The following is a 20,264-nucleotide window of genomic DNA, read 5'->3' as shown; positions in this document are numbered from 1 at the left end:
CTACCAGTCGGCAAATGGCGTGCCACTGCGGTCCTTGCCGGGCGCGCCGCTTCTGACGTCGTACACCCGCCCCGGCGTATCGTCGGGTGGCGGCACGATGATCCAACTGGCGTCGCTATCGGTGATGGGATCGATGGGCATGGCGCGCAGGTATTTCTTGTCCACCAGTTGCTCCAGCGACTCGGGATAGCGGCCCGTATCGCCATGATACTGGTCGATGGTCATGCGCAGATTGCGCAAGTTATCGATCAGCACAGTTTCCTTGGCCTTGTCGAGGCTGGGAAAATACCGGGGCACGGCCAGGGTCAGCAGCAAAGCCACGATACCCAGCACCACCAGCAGTTCGATCAGGGTAAAGCCGCGCATGCGGACGCTGCGATCATGGACAGGCATGGTTCACCATTTGCGGTAAGGTACGTCATTCAAGCCCGTCTTGTCAGACGTGGAATAGACATCGTAGACGTCGTCGCCCTCGCGCGGCGCTGCCGCTTCGCTGGCGTAGCTGCGCTTGCCCCAAGTCTGCGCATCCGTCAGGCCCGCGTCCGGATTGAACGGGTCGCGCGGCAGGCGACGCAGGAAAAACAGCTTGCTGCGTTTGGGATTGCGCTGGTCCGGCACACCCTCGACCAACAGTTCCAGGCTTTTCGGGTAGCCGCTGGCGTCGGGCGAGCGCACGATGCGGCCTTCGTCGCCGGCGCGTTTATAGGCATCGAGCCCCTGGCGGATCTCGCGCAGTGCGCGCCGCAATTCCTGCTCCTGGCGTCGCTGCAACGTCACCTGCGTGATGGGCACCACCAGGGTGGCCAGCACGCCCAGGATGGCCAGAGTCACCAGCAGCTCGATCAAGCTGAAGCCGCCGTCTCGCCACTGCGTGCGCGCCAGTCTCATTTGGCAGGCGGTGGTGCCAGTGGTGCCAGCGGCACCGGCTGGCTCGATGACAGCGGTACGGGTGCCGCCTGCAACGGCACTGGCTGGCCTGCCGGTATCGGCAGGGGCGAGGCGGCCGGCTCGGGCGATGGCGCCACTGCCGGCGCGGGCACGCTCTGCGGTATGCTCGATGGCAGCTGGACCGGCTCCATCAGCGGCTGCGCCGGCGCCGGCTGCATGCCCACTGCCGACGCGCCGGAACGCACGATCAACGTGCCCGGCATCTGCGTGGGCGCCTTGGCCGCCATGTCGGGACGGCGACGGAAACTGCCCTCCGTACCGGCCGGGAATTCAGATTCATTCGCTTCCGGACGCTGCACCGTGCGCACCAGGTGCGGCGTGATCGACAGCACGATTTCCGTCTTCTGGCTGTCATCCTTGCTGCTGCCGAACAGGCGTCCCACTACGGGAATATCGCCCAGGCCTGGCACCTTGTTGCCCGAGCTGCGCTCTTCATTATTGATCAAGCCCGCCAGCACCTGGTTTTCGCCATCCTTCAACTGCAGCATGGTCGAGGCCTGGCGCGTGCCGATCTGGTACAAGGTCGAGCCGCTCTTGGTGATGGTCGGCGCGCCCAGGTTGCTCACTTCGAGCGAGATGCGGATCCCCACTTCATTGTTCAAATAAATGGTCGGCTCGGCATTCACCGTCAGGCCCACGTCCAGGTAGCTGATGGACTCGAAAGCGAAGCCCCCCATGCCCGGCGAAATCGTGGTGGTCACCACGGGCACCCTGTCGCCGATGACAAACTTCGCCTTTTCCCGGTTGCGCACGCGGATGCGCGGGTTGGCCAGGATGTTGGCATCGCCGTCGGTCTTATTGGCATTGGCCGTCACGGCCAAGTTGCTTATGCCGATGCTGCGCTGGTTCAGATTATTCAAGTCGTTGATGGTCAGCCCGGCGCCGCCCGAGGTACTCAGCGGCGTCAGCGACAGGCTCGATGGCCAGGCCACGCCCAGTTCCAGCAGGCGGCTGCGCTTGACTTCGAGGATTTCCAGTTCCAGCACCACTTCCGCTTCCGGCACGTCCTGCAGCGCAATGAGGCGCTCGGCCAGGCGGATTGCCTCGGGCGTGTCGCGCACGATGACGATGTTGAGTTTTTCATCGGCCACCACGTCGCGCGTCTTGAGGATGGTCTTGAGCGTGTTGGCCACCTGCTTGGCGTCCGCGTTCGCCAGGAAGAACGTCTTGACCAGCACCTCCTGGTATTCCTTCAGCTTGGCCGCCACGTTCGGGTAAATCAGGATCGTGTTCGCATCCATCACCTGCTGTTCGAGCTGGTTCGTCACCAGCAGGAAGTACACGGCCGATTCCACCGTGCTGTTTTTCAGGAAGATCGAGGTTTTCGCGTCCGCCTTGACATCCTTATCAAAGACAAAATTGAGGCCGGAACGGCGCGCGATCAGCTCGAACACCTGTTTTAACGGTGCATCGCGAAACTCGATAGTGATCGGCTGCTTGTACGACCTGGCCAGGCCCGATTCGACGACGGGCGGCGCGGTCTTCTCGTCGACCTCGCGCAGCAGCGCGCGCGCGCCGGCGTGTTGCGGCTGCTCCGTGAGGATAGCCTTCAGGCGCTGGCGCGCCGGGTCGTACTGTTTTGCCTCAAACGCCGTGCGTGCATCGGCCAGCAATTTACCCTGGCGCTGCTCGCGCTCTAGCGCGCGCAAGCCGCTGTTGGCACGCTCATTCTGCGCATCGATTTCCAGCACGCCCAAAAAACCCGCGCGCGCCAGCTCGCTCTGGCCCGCCTGCGCCTGACGCTCGGCCTGCTGCAAGCGGCTAGAGATTGCCCGTTCGCGCGCCTGCAGGTAGGCGCTGCGGTATTGCGCGTTGCCGGGGTCTTGCCGCAGCGCTTCTTGCAGCTTTTGCAGGCCAGCTGCGATGTGATCTTGCGCAATCAGCTCGCGCCCGTCGCGGTAAGCCTGCTGCCCCGCGCAGCCCGACAGCAGCACCAGCAGCGCCAGCAGCGCCAGAAAAGGCGCAGATGAAAAGGAACGAGACATCAATCGAGTACTCCAATGTTAAGCTGCTGAACCTGGTTCAACGGCAGATAGGTGAGCGTCATGACGGGCGGCGCGATCGTCACGACCTTGTAAGCGCCATCGATGACGGTATTGGCGCGCACGATATACGTCTTGTCGGCGCGCGACAAAAACACTTCCCAGGCGCCGTCGGCGGCCGCCTTGCCCAGGTAGACGAAGGGCAGCGGCGGCGCCATCGGCGGCGGCGGTGGTGGCGCAGCCGTCAGCGCCATTTTCGGCGGCGGCGGATTCCAGTCCTGGCTCTGGAAGACGCCATTGGCGCCGCCAAAGGTGTCGCCATCCTCGCCCGCCACCTCGCTGCGCGGCAGCAGCACCAGGATGGCCGGCTGCGCCGCCTGCGCCCTGCCGCCGGCATGGCGCGCGGGCGCGACGGCCCGCTCCACCGCCTCGGCCACCTCGGCCACGGGCTGGCGCTCGCCGAACAGCAGCAAGGCGCCGGCGCCCAGCACGCCGGCGAGCATGAGACCATGGCGCGGCGTCATGGTGCCTCTCCCACGCTGTCGGACAGCGTATCGGACAGCGTATCGGACAGCGTGTCGGCCAGATAGAAGGTCAGGCGCAGGCGCGCTTCGAGCTGCGTGTCGGCGATCTGTTCGCGGCGAAAACTCAGTTCGTCGAGCGAAGCGAAGGGCATGGCACGCAACGCCTGCAGCGCGAACTGCCATACGGCCGTATAGCTGCCCTTGAGCGGCAAGGTCACCTGCCAGGTGGTGACGCGGCTGGCCTTGTCGTAGCCACTTTTATATTCTCCCTGCGCCAGCACCAGGCCATTCTTCGCAGCCAGGTCAAACAGTTGCTTGACCTGCTGCTCCGCATGACGCTGCTGTCCCAGGGCGGCATAAAAGCGCGCCATGTTTTCGCTGGCCGTCGCCGGCGCCGCCGCCGCAGTCGCCACGGCCAGCGACGGCTGCGGCAACGGCCGCGCCTCGAGTTGCGCCGCCATGGCGCGCTGCTGCCAGGCCCAGACCCAAGCGGCCGCGCCCAGCGCAAGCAAGGCCACGGCCAGACAGGCGGGCGCGCCCAGGCGGCGCAACAGCAGTTGCGCGCGCAGGCGCAAGAGATTGATCTCGATGGCTATCATGGCATGCCCCAGCGCGCTTCTAATTGGAAGCGCAAGGGTTGATGTGGATCGAGCGCGTTGATTTCATGGCGTAGCAGTTGCACGCGCTCGCCGAACAGTTCCTGCTGCTTCAATTGCGCGATGTAAGCCACCATGGCGTCGCTGCCAGTCGTCTCGGCCGTAATCTTCAGCACGCGCTTGCGCGCATCCGGCTCCAGCGCCAGCAGCGCGATGGCGGGCGGCGTGGCGCTCGCCAGCGCATCCTGCAGGTCGCGCCACGGCAGGTTCAATTGCAGGATGGCCGCATTCACGGCCGCCGCCTGCGCTGGCGCAATCAGCACTTGCGATGCAGGCGCCGGCCGCTGCGTCGCTGCCATCACGCGTTGCTGCGCCAGGCGCCAGCGTGCCTCGCTTGCCGCCTGGCGCTGCAGCGCGGCGCTGCAGCTGTACGCCGCCGTGACGCTCAGCGCCACGCCCAGCGCACCTGCAAACCACGCCCACGCAGGCACGCGGTACAGGCTGCGGCGCCAGCTTGGTGGCGCGAAATCGATATCGAGGCGCGTCATGCGGCACCTGCGCTGCGGGCCAGCCGGGCAGCCGGCGACAAGGCGCCGTCTCCGTCTGGCGTGGACAGTACCTGACAGTGGAACGCTCCCACCGGTGCCAGCCAGCCCGCTGGCGGCGCGCCGCATAGCTGCAGCAGCGCGGGCGCGATCACGCCATGCAGCAGCGCTTCGCGCGCCAGCGTCTGCAGCAGCCAATCACCGCCCACGCCAGGCGGCACGGGCAGCGCACGCACGGCACACAAATGCCCATCGTGACGCATGCCCAGGGTCAAGATATTGTCCTGCAACTGGCCAAACCAGGCGCCCGGCTTCAACGCGCCGTGCCAGCGGTTCCAGTGGCGTACGAATTGCGGTGTAATAAAAATCAGGGCCAGCTTGCGTGCGGCCGCCACATGCGTCAACTGCGCCAGCAGCGCACGCGGCACGGCACAGAAGAACGGCGCACGCGCATCCCAGGCACTGCTGCTGTGCCACAGGCCGGGGGCATCGCCATACAGCGACTGAAAGCGCAGCGCGGCGGCCGCCTCGATGTCGCTCAGACGCGCGGCACCTTGCGGCATGTCCACTCGCCACAGGCGCGCAAAGGCGTCGTCAAGCACCACGGACAATGGCCAGCGCGCGCACTGCCCCGCCGGCAGCAGCCGGTCCAGCAACTGCGCCAGCGCCTGTCCCAGGGCGGCAAAATCGCCATGCAGCGTGTCGTCCGGCGCATACGCCGCCTCACCCAGCAAGGTCCAGGCCGGCGAGCGCCAGCGGCTGCTGCGCCACAGGCTCATGCTGCCCACCGCCACGCCCAGGCGCAGTCCTTCTCCTATGCCTCTACGCATGCAGGGTGACCCTCTTGATTTCCGTGATAGTGGTGGCGCCCCGTCTGACCAGTTCCAGCGCCGCCAGGCGCAGGCTGCGCGTACCGTTCGCATACGCGGCCGCCTTGATCTGGCGGATCGGCTTTTTATCGACGATCAATTCGCGGATTTCATCGGTCAGCACGAGGATTTCGGCAATCGAGCGGCGCCCTTTGTAACCGGTGCCGCGGCAGTCGCCGCACCCCTTGCCCTGCTTGAACTGATAGACTGCCACGTCGGCGCGCGCCAGGCCCACGCTGGCCAGTTCCAGATCGTCGGGCGTGTAGTCGGTGGCGCAATGGGGACAGTTGGTGCGGATCAGGCGCTGCGCCCAGATGCCGTTCAGGGCCGAGACGAACGCATACGGATCGATGCCCATGTGGGTAAACCGGCCGAAAACATCGAAGACATTATTCGCATGCACGGTGGTGAGCACCAAATGGCCCGTGAGGGCCGACTGTACGGCGATTTCCGCCGTCTCGCGGTCGCGGATCTCGCCCACCATGATCTTGTCGGGATCGTGGCGCAGGATGGAGCGCAAGCCCTTGGCGAAGGTCAGCCCCTTCTTTTCATTCACGGGGATTTGCAAAATGCCGGGCAGTTGGTATTCGACGGGGTCTTCGATGGTGATGATCTTTTCGCGCCCGTTGTGGATTTCCGTCAGCGCCGCATACAAGGTCGTCGTCTTGCCCGAACCCGTGGGGCCGGTGACGAGCAGCATGCCATAGGCTTCTTGCGCCAGCGCGCGCAGCGCTTCCAGCGACGCCGCATCAAAGCCCAGCGCCTCCAGTGTCAGGGCGCCATACGCCTCGATCATGGCGCGCTTGTCGAGGATGCGGATGACGGCATCCTCGCCATGGATGCTGGGCATGATGGAGACGCGCAAATCGATTTCGCGCCCGCCCGCCTCGACGCGGAAGCTGCCGTCCTGCGGTACGCGGCGCTCGGCGATATCGAGTTCGGCCAGCACTTTCAGGCGCGAGATGATGTGCTCAGCCACTTCGATGCCATTGACGGCGGTGGCGTGATCGAGCACGCCGTCGACGCGGTACTTGACGGCCAGGCCGCCGGCCGTGCTCTCCAGGTGGATGTCGGAAGCACCGGCCTTCAAAGCGTCGTATAGCGTCGAATTGACCAGCTTGACGGCGGGGCTGGCCGCTTCCGACACGCTGGCGAACGACAGCACGGCCGCCGTTTTGCCATCGCGCCGCGCGTCAGTGGCGGCGCCCGGCAGCAGGCTATCGACGGCGCGCGCCGACTCTTCCTGCTTTGACAGGTAGGCGCCGATGTCAGCCTGCAGCGCCAGGCGCACGTTCAAGGCGCCCAGCCCGGCGCGCGTACTGAGCCAGGTTTGCAGGTCAAGGTCAAATGGGTCGGCGATCACACCCACCAGCTGGCCGTCGGCGGCGCGCAGCAGCACGCAGTGGCGCGCCAGCGCCTGCGACAGCGGCAGCAAGTCGAACGCAGGTGCATGGGCCAGCATGTCGGCCGTTTCCAGCACGCCCAGGCCAAACGGACGCGCCAGTTCGCGCACCACGGCGCGCACCTCGATGCCGCTCAGCTGCTGCAATTCCTCCACCAGGCTACGCTTCGATTGCCGGCTCAGGGAGCGGGCGCGCTGCAGCAGCGCAGCGTCGATGGCCACGACGGGCGCGGAATCAGTTTGCATCATGAAATGTCGCCGGCAAGGTCAAAGATGGGCATGTATAGCAGGATCACGATGGCGCCCACGACCAGGCCAATGGCCGCCATCAGCAAGGGTTCGAAAGTACGCGTGAAACGGTCGATCCAGCGGCTGATTTCGCCGTCATAGAAGGCGGCTGACTGCGTCAGCATGGGCCCCATGTCTCCCGTGCGCTCGCCCACGCGCAGCATGCGCAGGGAAATGGGCGTCGTCAATTGATGCTGTTCAAACGCCGACGATAGCGGCTGGCCCGCCTCGATATCGCCGCGCGCGCGCTGCAAGGATGCCTGCATGCCAGGCGAAACCATGGCCTGCACGGTGGCGATCGCCTGCACGATGGTGATGCCGCCTTCGGCCAGCATGCCCAGGGTCAGGTACAGGCGTGACAGCTCATAAATGCGCACGCGCTCGCCGATGCCGGGCAGTGTCGCCAACAGGCGCGCCACGCCGCCATGGCGCAGCACGCGCCGCACGGCCATGAACAAAGCGCTGCCGGCGAGCACCAGCCCCAGCAACAGCAGTACACCATGTTCGGTGACGAACTGGCCCCAGCTGAGCATGACTTGCGACATCCACGGCAAATTGCGTCCCGCGCCCTGGTAGACCTCGGCAAAACGGGGCACCACGTAGCTGATCAGGAAGGCACTGACGCCGCCGCCCACAGCGAGCAGGATGGCGGGATAGATAGCGGCGCTGACGATCTTGCCGCGCACCGTATCGATGCGCTGCTGGTAGTCGATATAGCGCGACAGCGCGCGCGGCAAGTCGCTCGTGCCCTCGGCCGCCTTGACGATGCCGATATACAAAGGGGGAAACAGTTCGGCCTGCTCGGCCAAGGCGGCGGAAAAGCGCTTGCCTTCGCGCAAGCCTTCCAGCAGGCGCGTGAGCACGCTGCGCGTGGACGGTGACGCTTCCTTTTCCAGCAAGGCTTCCAGCGCCTCGACGATGCCCAGGCCCGCTTGCAACAGCGCCAGCAACTCCTGGCTGAACAGCAGCAGTGGCAAGGCACGCGCGCGCCGGCGACCGGCAGCGCTGAACGGCGTGGCCCGCACGGGACGGATGGCGCTGACGAACAAACCGCGCGCTTCGGCCTGGCGGCGCGCGTCGGCCTCGTCGCGGCCGTCGATCACGCAGGTGTGCAAGCTAGCAACTGCCTGGTCCGTAGAAAGCGCGCGTACTTCAAACTGCATGATGGCTTGTCCGTGGAGAAAGAGTAAGCGCGCAGGCCTTACTGCGAGCTGATGTCGGCATTGTCGCCGCTGCCGCCAGGTTGGCCATCTTTGCCCATCGAAACGATGTCATATTCGCCCTTGCTGCCGGGCGCGCGATATTGATAGGCATGGCCCCACGGGTCGAGTGGCACGGCCTTTTTCAGGTAGGGGCCATTCCAGCGCGTGCCGGCGGCGGGCGGCGCGGCCAGCAGCGCGGCAAGGCCCTCTTCCGTGGTGGGATAGCGCCCTACGTCGAGGCGATAGGTATCGAGGGATTTTTCAAACGCCTCGATCTGCGCCTTGGCCACTGTCACTTCCGATTTGCCCAACTGGGCAAAATATTTGGGGCCGACATAGGCCGCCAGCAAGCCGATGATCACGATCACGACCAACAATTCGAGCAAGGTAAAACCACGCGCATCGCGTGTTGCCGCAAGGTTCTGCCTGTGTGCTGCATGCATCCGCTAACTCCCTATCGCCTGCCTTCAATCCATTGCATCGCTACGCGCGGCGAATCGCCGCACCCGGGCGACACGCGCTTGCCCGATCCTTATCAGCCTACCATGCCGCTTATGGTTAATACAATCTTTTATTTGTACTGCGAACAACAAATTGCAGGGGGAAACCATCGCGTGCGCGCGAAACGGCCGCCGTGCCGCGCGCGCTGCGTTGGCTGCTGGATTACTCGACTATTTTCAATCCGAAAACCATCTACTTTTGGTTACCAAATCATAGTACACGATGAATATTATTCATTCATTATTTGTAACTTTCAAATTAAATTTGCAAGAATATAAAACAATAGAATTGTCGCTTTTGCTATAGTAAAAATCGCTTTTCTGCGTATTCGTAGTGTCTAACCGCGCAGAAAAAAGCAGCCAAACGCAAAGCATATTGCATCCTACATAATCACCAAGGGAAAATTCATGACTCGTATCGTGCATCCGAAGGTAGTTTCCGCAGCAAGTCCTTTCTCGGCCAAACAATGGACCGGCGCCGCCATTCTGGCCCTGTCCGCCGCCTGCGCACCAGCCGCCATGGCTGATGTGATCAATTTTAACAATCTCGATAGCCAGTATGTCGGCCATGGCAGCGCTCTGGAAATCGGAAAATTCCGGCTCACGGGTGCCTCGAATGCGGCTGGTGCCAGTTTTGGCGATCTGGTCGGCGCGGTGTACGACGGCACGGACCCGGCCGCCTGCGGCATGGCGTGTCCGACCAACAATACAAGCAATTACTATGCATCGCTCAACGATGGCATCGCCTACCTCGATCCACTGAACCCGGGCGGCCGTATCAGCCTGCAAGGCTTCGACGCCAGCTTCATCGGCTACGCCCAGGGTGTTACTTACCCGGCGGTGGCAGGTCTGTTGCGCGTGCAAGGCTTCTATGCTAACGGTTCTTCCCTGTATGAAACGTATCAGCTGGGCGGCCCAGTCGGCGGCAACTTCCAGTTCCAGCACTACAACACCAGCGCCAACTTCGGCAGCCAGCAATTCGCCTCGCTGGCCTTCTTCGGTTTCACTTGTAACACGGCCGGCAATTGCAACGCCTTCAGTACCAACAAGGGCCAGTTCGCGCTCGACAATATCGTCGCTTCGGTACCTGAGCCATCGACCTACGCGATGCTGCTGCTCGGCCTGGCATGCGTTGGTTTCGCGGCGCGTCGCCGCCAGCAAGCCTGATTTTCCCCTTTCCGCCACCGTTACAGGAAATCCTACATGACCTTCCGTCCCGCTTTACGTCCCATGTCACTCGCCGTACTGAGTCTGTTTGCCAGCCTGAGCTTCCAGGCCCAGGCCGACGACCTGCGCCGTCCTTACATCGTGCAACTGACCGATAAGCCGATCGCTTCCTACGCCGGCTCGGTAGCAGGCCTCGGTGCAACCCAGCCTGCTGCCGGCGGCCGCCTCGACCTGGCCAGCGCGGAAGTGCAGCTGTACGGCGACTATCTCGAGCAGAAACAAGCCCGAGTGCAAGCGCTCGTCGCCGCCGCCCCCGTGCAATACCAGTACAAGATCGTCCTCAACGGTTTTTCGGCCCTGCTGACCGATGCCGAAGTGCGCCAATTGCAGGCCAGCGGCGAAGTGGCCAGCATCGCCCCCGACGAGCCGCGCGCACTGCAAACTAACTACACGCCAACCTTCCTGGGACTGGACCAGCCCGGTGGCCTGTGGAGCCAGCTGGGCGGCAAGCAGCATGCAGGCGAAGACATCATCATCGGCATCGTCGATGGCGGTGTGTGGCCGGAAAACCTGTCGTATGCGGACAAGGTCGACGCCAACGGCATCCCTACCTTCGACCCGAACGCCACGCTGGCATACGGCGCCGCGCCTGCCGCCTGGAAGGGCAGCTGCCAGACGGGCGAGGGCTTTACACAAGAGCACTGCAATAACAAGCTGCTCGGCGCGCAATACTTCAATGCCGTGCGCCTGACCGAAACGGACAAGATCCAGCACTGGAGCGAATTCACCTCACCGCGCGATTCCGTTGGCAACCCCAGCGGCGAAGGCGGCCACGGCACGCACACCTCGTCCACCGCGGGCGGCAATGCGGGCGTGCCAGTGACCGTAAACGGCGCGCCGTTGGGCGCCATTTCCGGCGTGGCGCCACGCGCCCGCCTGTCCGTCTACAAAGTGTGCTGGTCCTACAACCTGGACACGCAGCCGACGGGCGCAAAAAATAGCTGCTACGGCGGCGACAGCGTGGCGGCGATTGAAAAAGCCGTCCAGGACGGCGTACACGTGATCAATTACTCGATCAGCGGCGGCGGCAGCGTCAACGACCCCGTCGAGCAAGCCTTCCTGCACGCGTCGAACGCGGGCGTCTTCGTTGCCGCTTCGGCCGGCAACGCGGGACCGGCGAACACGGTGGCCCACGTCAGCCCATGGATCACCACAGTGGCCGCCTCGACGCACAACCGCGCCAACCAGGCCAGCGTGACCTTGGGCAATGGCGCCAGGTACACGGGCGCCTCGCTCAACTACAACCCGCTGCCAGCGAGCACCCTGATCCGCGCGCAAGATGCGGGCCTGCCCGGTGCCGATGCGCAAAAACTGGCCCTGTGCTACCGCGCCGGCGACAACGGCGGCGTAGCCCTGCTCGATCCGGCCAAGGTCGCAGGCAAGGTCGTCAGCTGCTTGCGCGGCACCACGGCGCGCACCGACAAGGGCGTCGCCGTGCGCGACGCCGGTGGCGTAGGCATGGTGCTGGTCGATACGGGCTTGGGCCTGGTATCGGATCCGCACGTGCTGCCGGCCGTGCATGTAAGCGCCGCCGATGGCGCGCTGATCAACGCCCAGGCGCAAACGGGAGCGGCCACGGCGGCCATCTCGCGCTTCGTCACCACGGGCAACGGCCCTGCCGCCCCCGTAGTGGCCGACTTTTCCTCGCGCGGCCCGAACCTGTACGACGCCAATCTGCTCAAGCCCGACCTCACCGCGCCTGGCGTGGACATCCTGGCCGGCGGTTCGCCTGCCCTGTCGCGCGCGCAGCGCGACGCGGTGCAAGATGGCAGCCTGACGCCGGCGCAAGCCTATGTCTTCCTGCAAGGCACCTCGATGTCCAGCCCGCACGTGGCCGGCCTGGCGGCCCTGCTGCGCCAGCAGCATCCTGGCTGGAGCCCTGCCGCCATCAAGTCGGCCCTGATGACCACCGGCAGCACCACCCTGCCCGACACCCAGACCGGTGACGCGCGCGGCATCCTGCCATGGGGCCAGGGCGCCGGCCACGTGACGCCGAACAAGGCCGCCGATCCAGGCCTCGTGTATGACGCCAGCCTGGCTGACTACAAAAAATACATGTGCGGCGTCGGCATGACGGCAGAATGTGCGGGCGGCACCATTGCCGGCTACAACCTGAACGTGCCGTCGATCACCATCGGCAACGTGCTGGGCGTGCAAACGGTGACGCGCCGCGTCACCAACGTGGGCAGCAGCAGCGCCACTTACACAGCCAGCGCCTCGGTCAGCGGCTATAGCGTGGCGGTGGCGCCTGCCACACTGGTGCTGGCGCCCGGAGAAACCAAGTCGTTTACCGTGACGCTGACGCGCACCACGGCGCCGGAAAACGCATGGCAGTACGGCGCCCTCGTGTGGAGCGACGGCGTGCACACGGTCCGCAGCCCCGTCACTGCCCGCTCGGGTCGCGCGGTGCAGTCGCCGGCATTACTGCGGGCCGACAAGGTCAGCGGCTTGCGCTCGCTGACTCTGTCCACCGGCTTTGCCGGCAAGGTCGGCGCGGCGACGGGCGGCCTGAAGGAAGTGGCACGCAGCGAGCAAAGCATCAGCCAGGCCCCGCAGGGTAGCGTGGAAACGTTGGCGCAGATAGTCACCGCTTGTAAGGCAGGCGGCAGCGGCGTGCGCGTGGTCAATGTGAGCATTCCCGCCAACACGGTGGTGGCACGCTTCGAAACCTTCGACCGCGACACCACGGAAGGCGCCGGCAATGACCTCGACCTGGTGCTACTCAACAGCGCTGGAGCGACCGTTGCCACCTCGACCAATTCCGGCTCGAACGAGTCGATCAGTGTGACTACCCCGGCGACAGGCAGCTACAAGTTGTGCGTGGTCGGTTACGCACTGGCGAACGGCGCATCGACCGGCTTCAGCCTGTCGTCAGCGGTCGTCACGACGGCCGACAAAGGCGGCAACCTGAAAGCTACCCTGCCAGGCAAGGTGTATGTGGGCGGCAGCGCCACGGCCGGCATTAGCTGGTCGGCGCTGGAAACGGGCAAGCGCTACTTGGGCGGCGTGGTCTTCCTTGATGGAAACAATGCGGCGGCCTCCACCACCGTACTGTCCGTGGAAACGAACAGCCCGCTGCCGCTTGCCGTACCGAGCATGCGCAACGTGAAAACAGACGCCAAGCTGTAAGCACACCGTTGGATCGGCAACACAGCGCGCCCTGCGGGGCGCGCTTTTTTATGGGTCGCCGATACAAGCGTAGAATCGGCATGACAACGACCTCACAACCGCCTGGAAAGCCTGCCATGCCCTCGAAAAACTGGATATTTATCATCATTGCCGCAGTCGCCGGCCTGGCCGGTGCCGTGCAGACGGAGCAGCACAAACCGGCGCAGCAAGCGCGACACAGCTACATCGTGCAATTGAAGGATGCGCCGCTGGCCTCGTACACGGGGGGCGTAGCCGGCCTCGTTCCCACCGTCTCGGAGGGCAGTCGCCTCGACACCGGCAGCGAGGCGGCGCGCCGCTACACGGCCTACCTGGAAGAGCGCCAGCGCGCCGTGCTGGCCTTAGTGGCCGGGGCGCCCGTGCAATACCGCTACACGGTCACTCTGAACGGCTTCGCGGCCATGCTGACGCCGGACGAGGTGGCGCGCCTGAGAGCGAGCCCGGACGTGGCGCAGGTATCGCCCACTAGCGTCGAACACACGCATACTAGCGACAGCAATGGAAAGAAACAGGCCCCGCCGCAAGACCAGCGCTAATGGCTGAGCAGGCGCAGCGCGATGCCGCGCCGATGGTCCATGAGGAAATGCAACAGCCTGAAAAGCAATTGAATGGCTCCAGGCCGATGGGCCTGTCGATTAAATAAGCTTGGGAAGGGGTTTATATCCCCTCCCCAAGCGCTACGTAGGAAATCGCCCGGTCGGTGCCAAATGCCGTTAAGTTAGTGTTAGTGATGCTATTTTTAGCCCAAGAACAAGGACTGGGGTCGGACCCTGAGGGTCCGACCCCAGCTCTTTGCCTCTGGGTTGAGCGAATTTACTGGCGCTCATCAATCAGGCCAAAACTCTTAACTTAACGGCATTACGGTCGGTGCCGGGAAATTTACTCCTTCGCTACCGCCCTGAAGGACGGGGTTTCAACCGGAGTCAGATTTTTGATGAAAAAAAACACAGCGGGCCATGGGCGCGCTGTGTTCACGTTGCAAGGACTATGCTGGCGTAACAGACTGGCGTCGGCGCAGGGCAAAACCGATCAGTGCCAGGCCGCCCGTCAACATCATCCATTCCGACGCTTCCGGCACCGCCGAGATCGTCGCGATGCTGGCGTAGGTGCTGCCGGCTATGCTGGCGGGCAAGCCGCCGTTGAGCGGGGTCAGTTCGAATTGCAGCAAATTGCCATTGACATTGCCCAGGTAGGACGTGGCCGAGGCATCGAGCAAGCCCACGCCAAAGGTCGTGCCCACGTTGCCGGACTTGTTCAGGAAATCGCCGCTAAAGACGATGTTGAAACCGAACTTGCCACCCAAGGTCACATGATGAAACCAGTCGTTGTAGGCACCGCTATTGCCAAAGACCAAAGTGCCGGGCAAGCTCCCGCTGACGCTGCCTTCCTTCGATTCCAGTGCGCCGAACGCGCCCGAAAAATGACTCAAGGTGGCACTGGCGCCCGGCGCAGGGTCATTGCCAGCGATAAAGGCGAAGTCGAGGAAACCGGCGCCGGAAAAGGCGCGGGTATCGATTTCCACGTGATAGCCAAGCGGGTCCGCCAGCGCCACACTGCTGCTGGCGGCGAGCATGGCGGCCAGCGCGACGCGGCGCAGGGTCAGATGTAGTTTCGTAGTCAACATGATAGTTCCTTAGAATTTGCCGGCAAAGATGCTGGCGGAATAATTGATCGTCACTTTCGACGGATTGGTAAAACTGACGGCGAACGATGCGGTCGCACCGGGCGCCAGGCTGGCCGCATTAACGCTGACAAAGGCCGCGCCTGCATGGCTGCCGCTGGCATTGGCCAGGGTCACGCCGGCCGGCAAGCCACCGAACACCACCTGGAACGGGCCGCTGATGGCCGTCGTGCCCTTGTTGGTGAAGGCAAATGTACCCGTGTACTTTTGCGTCACACGGTTGTACGTCAGGCCCGAACTGGCTTGCGCCACGCCGGCCGTGATATCGCGGTAGGCGGGTTGCAAGTCGAGGCTGATGACGACGGGATCGTGGTCCGAGGCGCGGTAAGGCAAGGCGTTGTACAAGTCTTGTGGCTTGGCCGCATCGATGTTGTAGTCGATCACTTCCGGCTCGTCCGCATTCACATGCCATTCGGCCACGTCGACTACTTGCGGGCTCAGCGAGGCACTCGCCAGCGCATGGTCGAGGTAGCCGCTCTGGCCGCCGAACACATACGAATACGGCATGCCCGACGGACGCACGAAGCGCTCGAGTTCATTCACGAAGCCGGCGCCCGTGATGACCTGGATCGGATCTTCCGCGCCATACGAATTCAAGTCGCCGATGACCAGCACGTCGGCGTCGCCGGCGGCAGCAGCCACCTGCGGCACGAAACTGCCCATCAGGCGCTGTGCCTGCTTCACGCGCATGGCGTTCCAGCAGCTCTGGCTATCATTCTGGTCAGCGTCGAGCCCACTCGATGGGCAGCTACCCTTCGATTTCAGGTGGTTGACGACGAGCGAGAATTTTTCGCCATTCGCGGCGCGGAAGGTTTGCGCCATCGGCGGACGGTTGTTGATGGCGTTGGCGTCCGACAAAGCACCGCCCACCAGGCCCAGCTTGGCAGGCTTGTAGATCATGGCCACGCGGATGGCGTCCGTGCCGGTCGCTGCTGGTTTCGGCACCACCGCGTAAGTAACGCCGCCAATGGCCGCATTGAGCTGCTCGACCAGATAGGTGACGGCTATTTCAGCATTGTTCTGGATTTCCATCAAACCCACCACGTCCGCGTCGATAGCTTGCAGCTCGGCCACGATCTTGTCACGCTGACGCAAGAACTCGGCCAGATTATCGGCGCCGCGACAATTGCTCTTGGCAGTCGAGCTGCCCAAAGTACAACCCTGCCCCGTCTGGCCAAAAATATTATTGCCATTGGTAAAGGTCGTAAAGAAGTTCAGCACGTTGGCGCTGGCCACCTTGACGTTGCCTGGCGACAGCTCCGGCCTTGCCGTGCGCGAGTTGTCGCGCGAAAACTGCGGCACTTGCGTCGGCTGCAGTTTATACGCGGCGCCACCGCCGCCGATAGCACCAAAATCGACCACGCCCGTCAAGTCCGACACCGTGTCGCCGCTGCGTACGGTGCCATCCTGGCCGATGTAAGGAATGCTCGACGGCGTGACGAAAATGCCATCGTCGAGTACGATCAGGTTATCCGCATTGGCGGCGATCAAGGCTTGCGCTTCGGCCGAGCCGGCCGGATAACGGTTGGTCGGCACTTCGCGCCGTCCCGCCGACAGGCTCAGTTCGCCGCGCGCGCCCAGGTAGGCGTTTTGCGACACGGTCAACGGTTGCGTGAAGCGCACCAGCATGCCTTCCACGGCGGCCAGATTTTCGTTCGGCAAGGTCACGTTCACAGGCACGATGCTGTGACCCGCGCTTTGCGTCAGGATGGCCGTCACGTCCTTCAATTCCGTGTAGGAATTTTTCGCGCCCGTCGGGGTGTACTCGAACACCGTGCCCGTTACGCGCACCAGCTCGCCCGGCTGCACGGTGCTGACCGTCGCGCCCGTGTACACAAAAATACCGTCCGACGTCAACGGGTCGCCGTCACCGGCCATATCCTGAATAAAGAAGCCCGTGCCCACTTTCAAGGTGACCACGCCCTGCGTCGTTTGCACGGAATTGGCGTAGGGGCTAGCCGCGCCCGAACCCTGGATTTGTGGAATCGTATGGCTGACAGCCGCCAAGCCTTGCACGGCAACATCGATCTTGCAGCTAACGCTTTGCTGCTGGTCATTGCTGAAATTGACGACGACAGGATAATTACCCACTGGCACGCCAGCGGCCACCCGCAAATTGACGCTTGCGCTCTCGCCGGCCACGCCAGCGGCGCTGAAATTGGCCAGGCTGATGCCAGCGACGGCCGGGGAAATCACACTTGCCGCATTCACGATGCCATCGACATCGGCGGCACGCAGCACGGCGCTGCCGCCATTACCCACGGCCAAGGCCAGGCTGGCGGGGCAGGTGGTGAGGATCTGGTGTACGACGGGGCCGCCGCACATGTTGCGCTGGGAAGCCGTGTTGCGCGGTGTCACGCTGCCGGAGGCGAAGTCGGCGCTGTTATCGTCCGTGTCGCCGCAGCCACCATTGGCGCGCGCAATAGATAGAGTATTCGATGGCGCGGGCGCCACATTGCCTTCGAAGCCGTTGGCAGTACCAAAACCGACCAGGTCGACGATGGCAGCACCCGCGGGGTTGGTGCCCGTCTGGGCCGTCTTTTTATTGCTTAACAACACCTTGCCCGCTGTACCGGACATGGCCAGGCTGCCCGAGGCGTCCGGCGTGGGCAAGTCCTGCGTACCGCCCGTACCCTTGGCTTGCTGGACCAGCAAATACTGGCCGGCTTGCAAATCGATAGCCGGCAAGGCCGTCACAGCCCAGCTTGAGCCGCCAGCGGACGCATATTGCACGCTCCAGTTGCTCAGGTTCACCGGGCTGGCACCGCGGTTGAACAGTTCGATGAAATCGTTGCGATACAGCGCCCCCGTATTGCCGCCACCGCCATATACCTGGCTGATGACGATATCGGAAGCAGCCAAAGCCACTGTTGGCAAGGACAGACTGGCCAGAACGGCGGCCATGACGGTCAAGCGCAGCGGCGTGCGCAAGGGGGAAAACGAAGTGTGCATGAAGATCCCGGTCGATAAATAAATGACGCCGGCCCCACATGATCGGCCGGCACGCTACAATTAACAAAAGTATTTCAGACTTGTTATTTGCATATTAAAGGCCGGGGATGACAACTTGATGACATTTGATTAAGTTGAATGGCGTAAAAACCGTGCCTACCGGCCTCTTTTGATGCGGGGATGGACATATTTTTTAGCAATTCACAGTGCTGTGCGACACGCAAATAAAAGACGCCAGCGAGAAAATATGATATATTTAAAACAAATAAGTTTTATTGTGGACAACGATAAGCAGCTTCGCAATAACAATACCGCGACAATGAGAACAGGCCCGAGCCTCGCTTGTCTCTTGGAATGCTCATCCGGCGATGCACACAAAGGTCGCATTACCGGTAGCAATACTAATCGCATCACGAACGGACAGCGCGCCAGCGCGACGCTCGGGGGCATTTTAAAGAGATACACCATGTTAAAACCACTTAAGCACCACACTGCTTTCTGCGCCGCCATGGCGGCAGCACTGTTCATGTCGGCGGGAATGGCACAGGCGCAAACAGCGACAGCACAGGCCAATGCGGACGGCAAACGCTGCGAAGCGGGCAATGCGGATAGCGCAGGCAAGGCAGGCGAATTCAACCCCGACAGTTCAAGCAGCGCCTGCAGGCTAGCGAATGGTTTCGTCAACTTTGGCTCGCGCAGCAACAACGGTGTCGGCTCGACGCCCGAATTCGGCACGGGCGTGTCAGACCAGGTATTGCGCACACCGGCCTTTTCTGGCAATGACCACCGCCTGGCTAACGCCCAGGACCAAGCCGTCAATGAAGGCTACGGCGCTAGTGGAAGCCTGCTGGCCAGCACGGGTAAATACCAATTCGGCAGCCGCGACTTCATCTATGCCCAGGAAGAGCGGGCCATCGAAGGCCGTGGCTATCAAGCTGGCCGCGCCCTGGCCGCTGGCGACGTGTATGAACCGCTGATCTTGTCGAGCGGCAACACCGCGCCGCCGGCTGCTGGTAGTAGTGGTGGTGGTGTCGGCGGTGGTGGCCCCAGCGGCGGCTTGGACCGCAGTGGTGGCGGCTCGAACATCGTGATACCGCCAATTCCTCCGGTGCCGGAACCGGAAACCTATCTGATGCTACTGGCGGGCTTGGGATTGCTGAGCTGGATAGGCCGCCGCCGCAACGGCAAGGCATAAAAAAATGGCTCATAAGAGCCATTTTTTTCATCTGCCCGTCTACAGTCAGCGCCGGAAAGTAGCGTAAGGTGCGGCTAGGGGATCGCCAATGAACAAGCCTTGGGCAGGCCAGGCGACGCTGCCCCAATACGCTTCCAGCGCCGTCATGCCACCCAGGTAACGGCGCAGCAGCACCGTGGGATTGGGAAACTTCTGCCAGTAATTACATGGCTCGCTGACCGTGCCGTAACTGGCGGTAGCGCCTGCTTCCAGCCAACGCTGGCTGCTCATCTGTGCGGTACCCTGCAAATCACCACCAAACGACGTCAAATGGTCGGCCAGGGCGCCGGGCAGGAAACGCAGGGTTTCCAGCTTGCCCACCTTCGCCATGCCCGTCTGGTACACCATGATGTCTTGTGCGCCTTCCAACACATCTGCCTTCATGTTCTTAATCGTCAGCTTACGCTGGCGCACCACCCCGGCCGGCGGAAAAAATGCCGCGCGACTATTGCGCGCACCTTCACTCGTATTGAGGTAATAGGCACTGGCGGCCGGTACGGAAAAAGCGCTAACGGAGCCGCGGTCGACGACCGCCTTAGCCTCGTCGACAAAATCAATCGGCAGCAACATCGACAGACGCAAGCCCAGTTGGCTAAACGGTTGGCCGGCATCACTATTGAAATAAGTACTTGCCTTGCCGGCGCTGCAGCTCTTGGCGCACTGCCCGGCATCATAACCCAATGTGTAAGCAGAGGTGATCGAATTGCATTCGACCGCATATGGTGCGCTCCACACCATCAGCACCGCCTGGATGCCCGGCTTCAACTGCGCGTCGATGCGCTCCTTCAGTTGCGCGAACTGGTCCATGCTCAGCTTGCGCGGCCTGTTCGGGATATGCACATGCACGACATTGGCGGCAGGAATACCATGCTTCTGGCGGTAATATTCCCCCACTTCGATACTGTTCGGTTCGGCGTCATTGATCACAACAGCCAATTGCAGCGCATTCAATCCTGGCGCCATGGATGGCGCGTCGGCATGTGCGATGCCGGCGGCCAGCGCCAGCGAAAGGAAGAGAGATTTATGCAAGGTCAATATCGTCGTTGAGAAAGATCGAAACAGCCATGCAGCGGCCGCCCATTGTGCGTGACGATTATAGCCCCACATCATCCGACGGTAAAAAAAAACGGAGGCCGCAGCCTCCGT

17 protein-coding genes are annotated in these 20,264 nt (G+C 62.9%); 4 read left to right on the top strand and 13 right to left on the bottom strand.

Features of this window, described 5'->3' with window-relative positions:
• The 10 genes from ACQ4V8_RS08715 to gspG are packed head-to-tail and all read right to left on the bottom strand — an operon-like array spanning position 1 to position 8,799.
• The gene (locus ACQ4V8_RS08715; RefSeq protein WP_010395927.1) at positions 1–393 is read right to left on the bottom strand and encodes a type II secretion system protein; all 393 of its coding nucleotides are present in this window, start codon (positions 391–393) and stop codon (positions 1–3) included.
• A gap of 3 nt (positions 394–396) precedes the next feature.
• On the bottom strand, positions 397–888 hold the full coding sequence (locus ACQ4V8_RS08710; protein ID WP_010395924.1) for a type II secretion system protein: 492 nt from the start codon (positions 886–888) through the stop codon (positions 397–399).
• Complete coding sequence (locus ACQ4V8_RS08705) at positions 885–2,933, bottom strand: secretin GspD/PilQ domain-containing protein (RefSeq protein WP_436571243.1); 2,049 nt, start codon at positions 2,931–2,933, stop codon at positions 885–887. The genes ACQ4V8_RS08710 and ACQ4V8_RS08705 overlap by 4 nt, the downstream gene beginning before the upstream one ends.
• Positions 2,933–3,454 carry a hypothetical protein gene (locus tag ACQ4V8_RS08700; RefSeq protein WP_196856951.1) on the bottom strand — a complete coding sequence of 174 codons (522 nt, stop codon included), beginning with the start codon at positions 3,452–3,454 and terminating at the stop codon, positions 2,933–2,935. Before ACQ4V8_RS08700 ends, ACQ4V8_RS08705 begins: the two co-directional genes overlap by 1 nt.
• Positions 3,451–4,053, bottom strand: a complete 603-nt coding sequence (locus tag ACQ4V8_RS08695) for a hypothetical protein (protein ID WP_436571242.1) — start codon at positions 4,051–4,053, stop codon at positions 3,451–3,453. The genes ACQ4V8_RS08700 and ACQ4V8_RS08695 overlap by 4 nt, the downstream gene beginning before the upstream one ends.
• Positions 4,050–4,598 (bottom strand): hypothetical protein, encoded by a 549-nt coding sequence (locus tag ACQ4V8_RS08690; RefSeq protein WP_010395913.1) that lies wholly within the window; start codon positions 4,596–4,598, stop codon positions 4,050–4,052. The genes ACQ4V8_RS08695 and ACQ4V8_RS08690 overlap by 4 nt, the downstream gene beginning before the upstream one ends.
• Positions 4,595–5,425 carry a hypothetical protein gene (locus ACQ4V8_RS08685; protein WP_128089052.1) on the bottom strand — a complete coding sequence of 277 codons (831 nt, stop codon included), beginning with the start codon at positions 5,423–5,425 and terminating at the stop codon, positions 4,595–4,597. Before ACQ4V8_RS08685 ends, ACQ4V8_RS08690 begins: the two co-directional genes overlap by 4 nt.
• On the bottom strand, positions 5,418–7,112 hold the full coding sequence (locus tag ACQ4V8_RS08680) for a GspE/PulE family protein (protein ID WP_436571256.1): 1,695 nt from the start codon (positions 7,110–7,112) through the stop codon (positions 5,418–5,420). Before ACQ4V8_RS08680 ends, ACQ4V8_RS08685 begins: the two co-directional genes overlap by 8 nt.
• A complete protein-coding gene (locus ACQ4V8_RS08675; protein ID WP_436571241.1) occupies positions 7,112–8,317 on the bottom strand; it encodes a type II secretion system F family protein in 1,206 nt (401 codons plus the stop codon). Before ACQ4V8_RS08675 ends, ACQ4V8_RS08680 begins: the two co-directional genes overlap by 1 nt.
• 38 nt (positions 8,318–8,355) lie before the next feature.
• Positions 8,356–8,799: a type II secretion system major pseudopilin GspG gene (gspG, locus tag ACQ4V8_RS08670; protein WP_196856956.1), complete on the bottom strand. Its 444-nt coding sequence runs from the start codon at positions 8,797–8,799 to the stop codon at positions 8,356–8,358.
• 465 nt (positions 8,800–9,264) lie between these two features.
• Here gspG and ACQ4V8_RS08665 point away from each other — a divergent pair, with 465 nt between their 5' ends.
• The 3 genes from ACQ4V8_RS08665 to ACQ4V8_RS08655 all read left to right on the top strand — a co-directional run bounded on the left by ACQ4V8_RS08665 (position 9,265) and on the right by ACQ4V8_RS08655 (position 13,787).
• Positions 9,265–10,023, top strand: coding sequence for an NF038120 family PEP-CTERM protein (locus ACQ4V8_RS08665; protein WP_010395906.1), 759 nt, complete (start codon positions 9,265–9,267; stop codon positions 10,021–10,023).
• 36 nt (positions 10,024–10,059) lie between these two features.
• A complete protein-coding gene (locus tag ACQ4V8_RS08660; protein WP_010395905.1) occupies positions 10,060–13,212 on the top strand; it encodes a S8 family serine peptidase in 3,153 nt (1,050 codons plus the stop codon).
• A 116-nt stretch (positions 13,213–13,328) separates the two neighbouring features.
• Positions 13,329–13,787 (top strand): protease inhibitor I9 family protein, encoded by a 459-nt coding sequence (locus ACQ4V8_RS08655; RefSeq protein WP_436571240.1) that lies wholly within the window; start codon positions 13,329–13,331, stop codon positions 13,785–13,787.
• Between the two features lie 449 nt (positions 13,788–14,236).
• Here the strand turns inward: ACQ4V8_RS08655 and ACQ4V8_RS08650 are convergent, their stop codons facing one another.
• Both ACQ4V8_RS08650 and ACQ4V8_RS08645 read right to left on the bottom strand, forming a co-directional pair.
• Complete coding sequence (locus ACQ4V8_RS08650) at positions 14,237–14,875, bottom strand: NF038129 family PEP-CTERM protein (protein ID WP_010395903.1); 639 nt, start codon at positions 14,873–14,875, stop codon at positions 14,237–14,239.
• Positions 14,876–14,884: 9 nt separating this feature from the next.
• The gene (locus ACQ4V8_RS08645; protein ID WP_436571239.1) at positions 14,885–17,884 is read right to left on the bottom strand and encodes an ExeM/NucH family extracellular endonuclease; all 3,000 of its coding nucleotides are present in this window, start codon (positions 17,882–17,884) and stop codon (positions 14,885–14,887) included.
• 466 nt (positions 17,885–18,350) lie between these two features.
• On the opposite strand from ACQ4V8_RS08645, the gene ACQ4V8_RS08640 reads away from it, so the two are divergent.
• Entirely contained in the window at positions 18,351–19,079 is a 729-nt protein-coding gene (locus ACQ4V8_RS08640) for a PEP-CTERM sorting domain-containing protein (protein ID WP_436571238.1), read from the top strand.
• A gap of 45 nt (positions 19,080–19,124) precedes the next feature.
• Here ACQ4V8_RS08640 and ACQ4V8_RS08635 read toward each other — a convergent pair whose 3' ends face one another.
• Positions 19,125–20,153 (bottom strand): TIGR03790 family protein, encoded by a 1,029-nt coding sequence (locus ACQ4V8_RS08635; RefSeq protein WP_010395898.1) that lies wholly within the window; start codon positions 20,151–20,153, stop codon positions 19,125–19,127.
• Positions 20,154–20,264 lie beyond the last annotated feature (111 nt).

The organism is Janthinobacterium paucivorans (genome assembly GCF_051380805.1).
Taxonomy (GTDB): Bacteria; Pseudomonadota; Gammaproteobacteria; order Burkholderiales; family Burkholderiaceae_D; genus Janthinobacterium; species Janthinobacterium lividum_D.
Note: the sequence above shows the minus strand (reverse complement) of the source record. Positions and strands in the feature narration are given on the sequence as shown.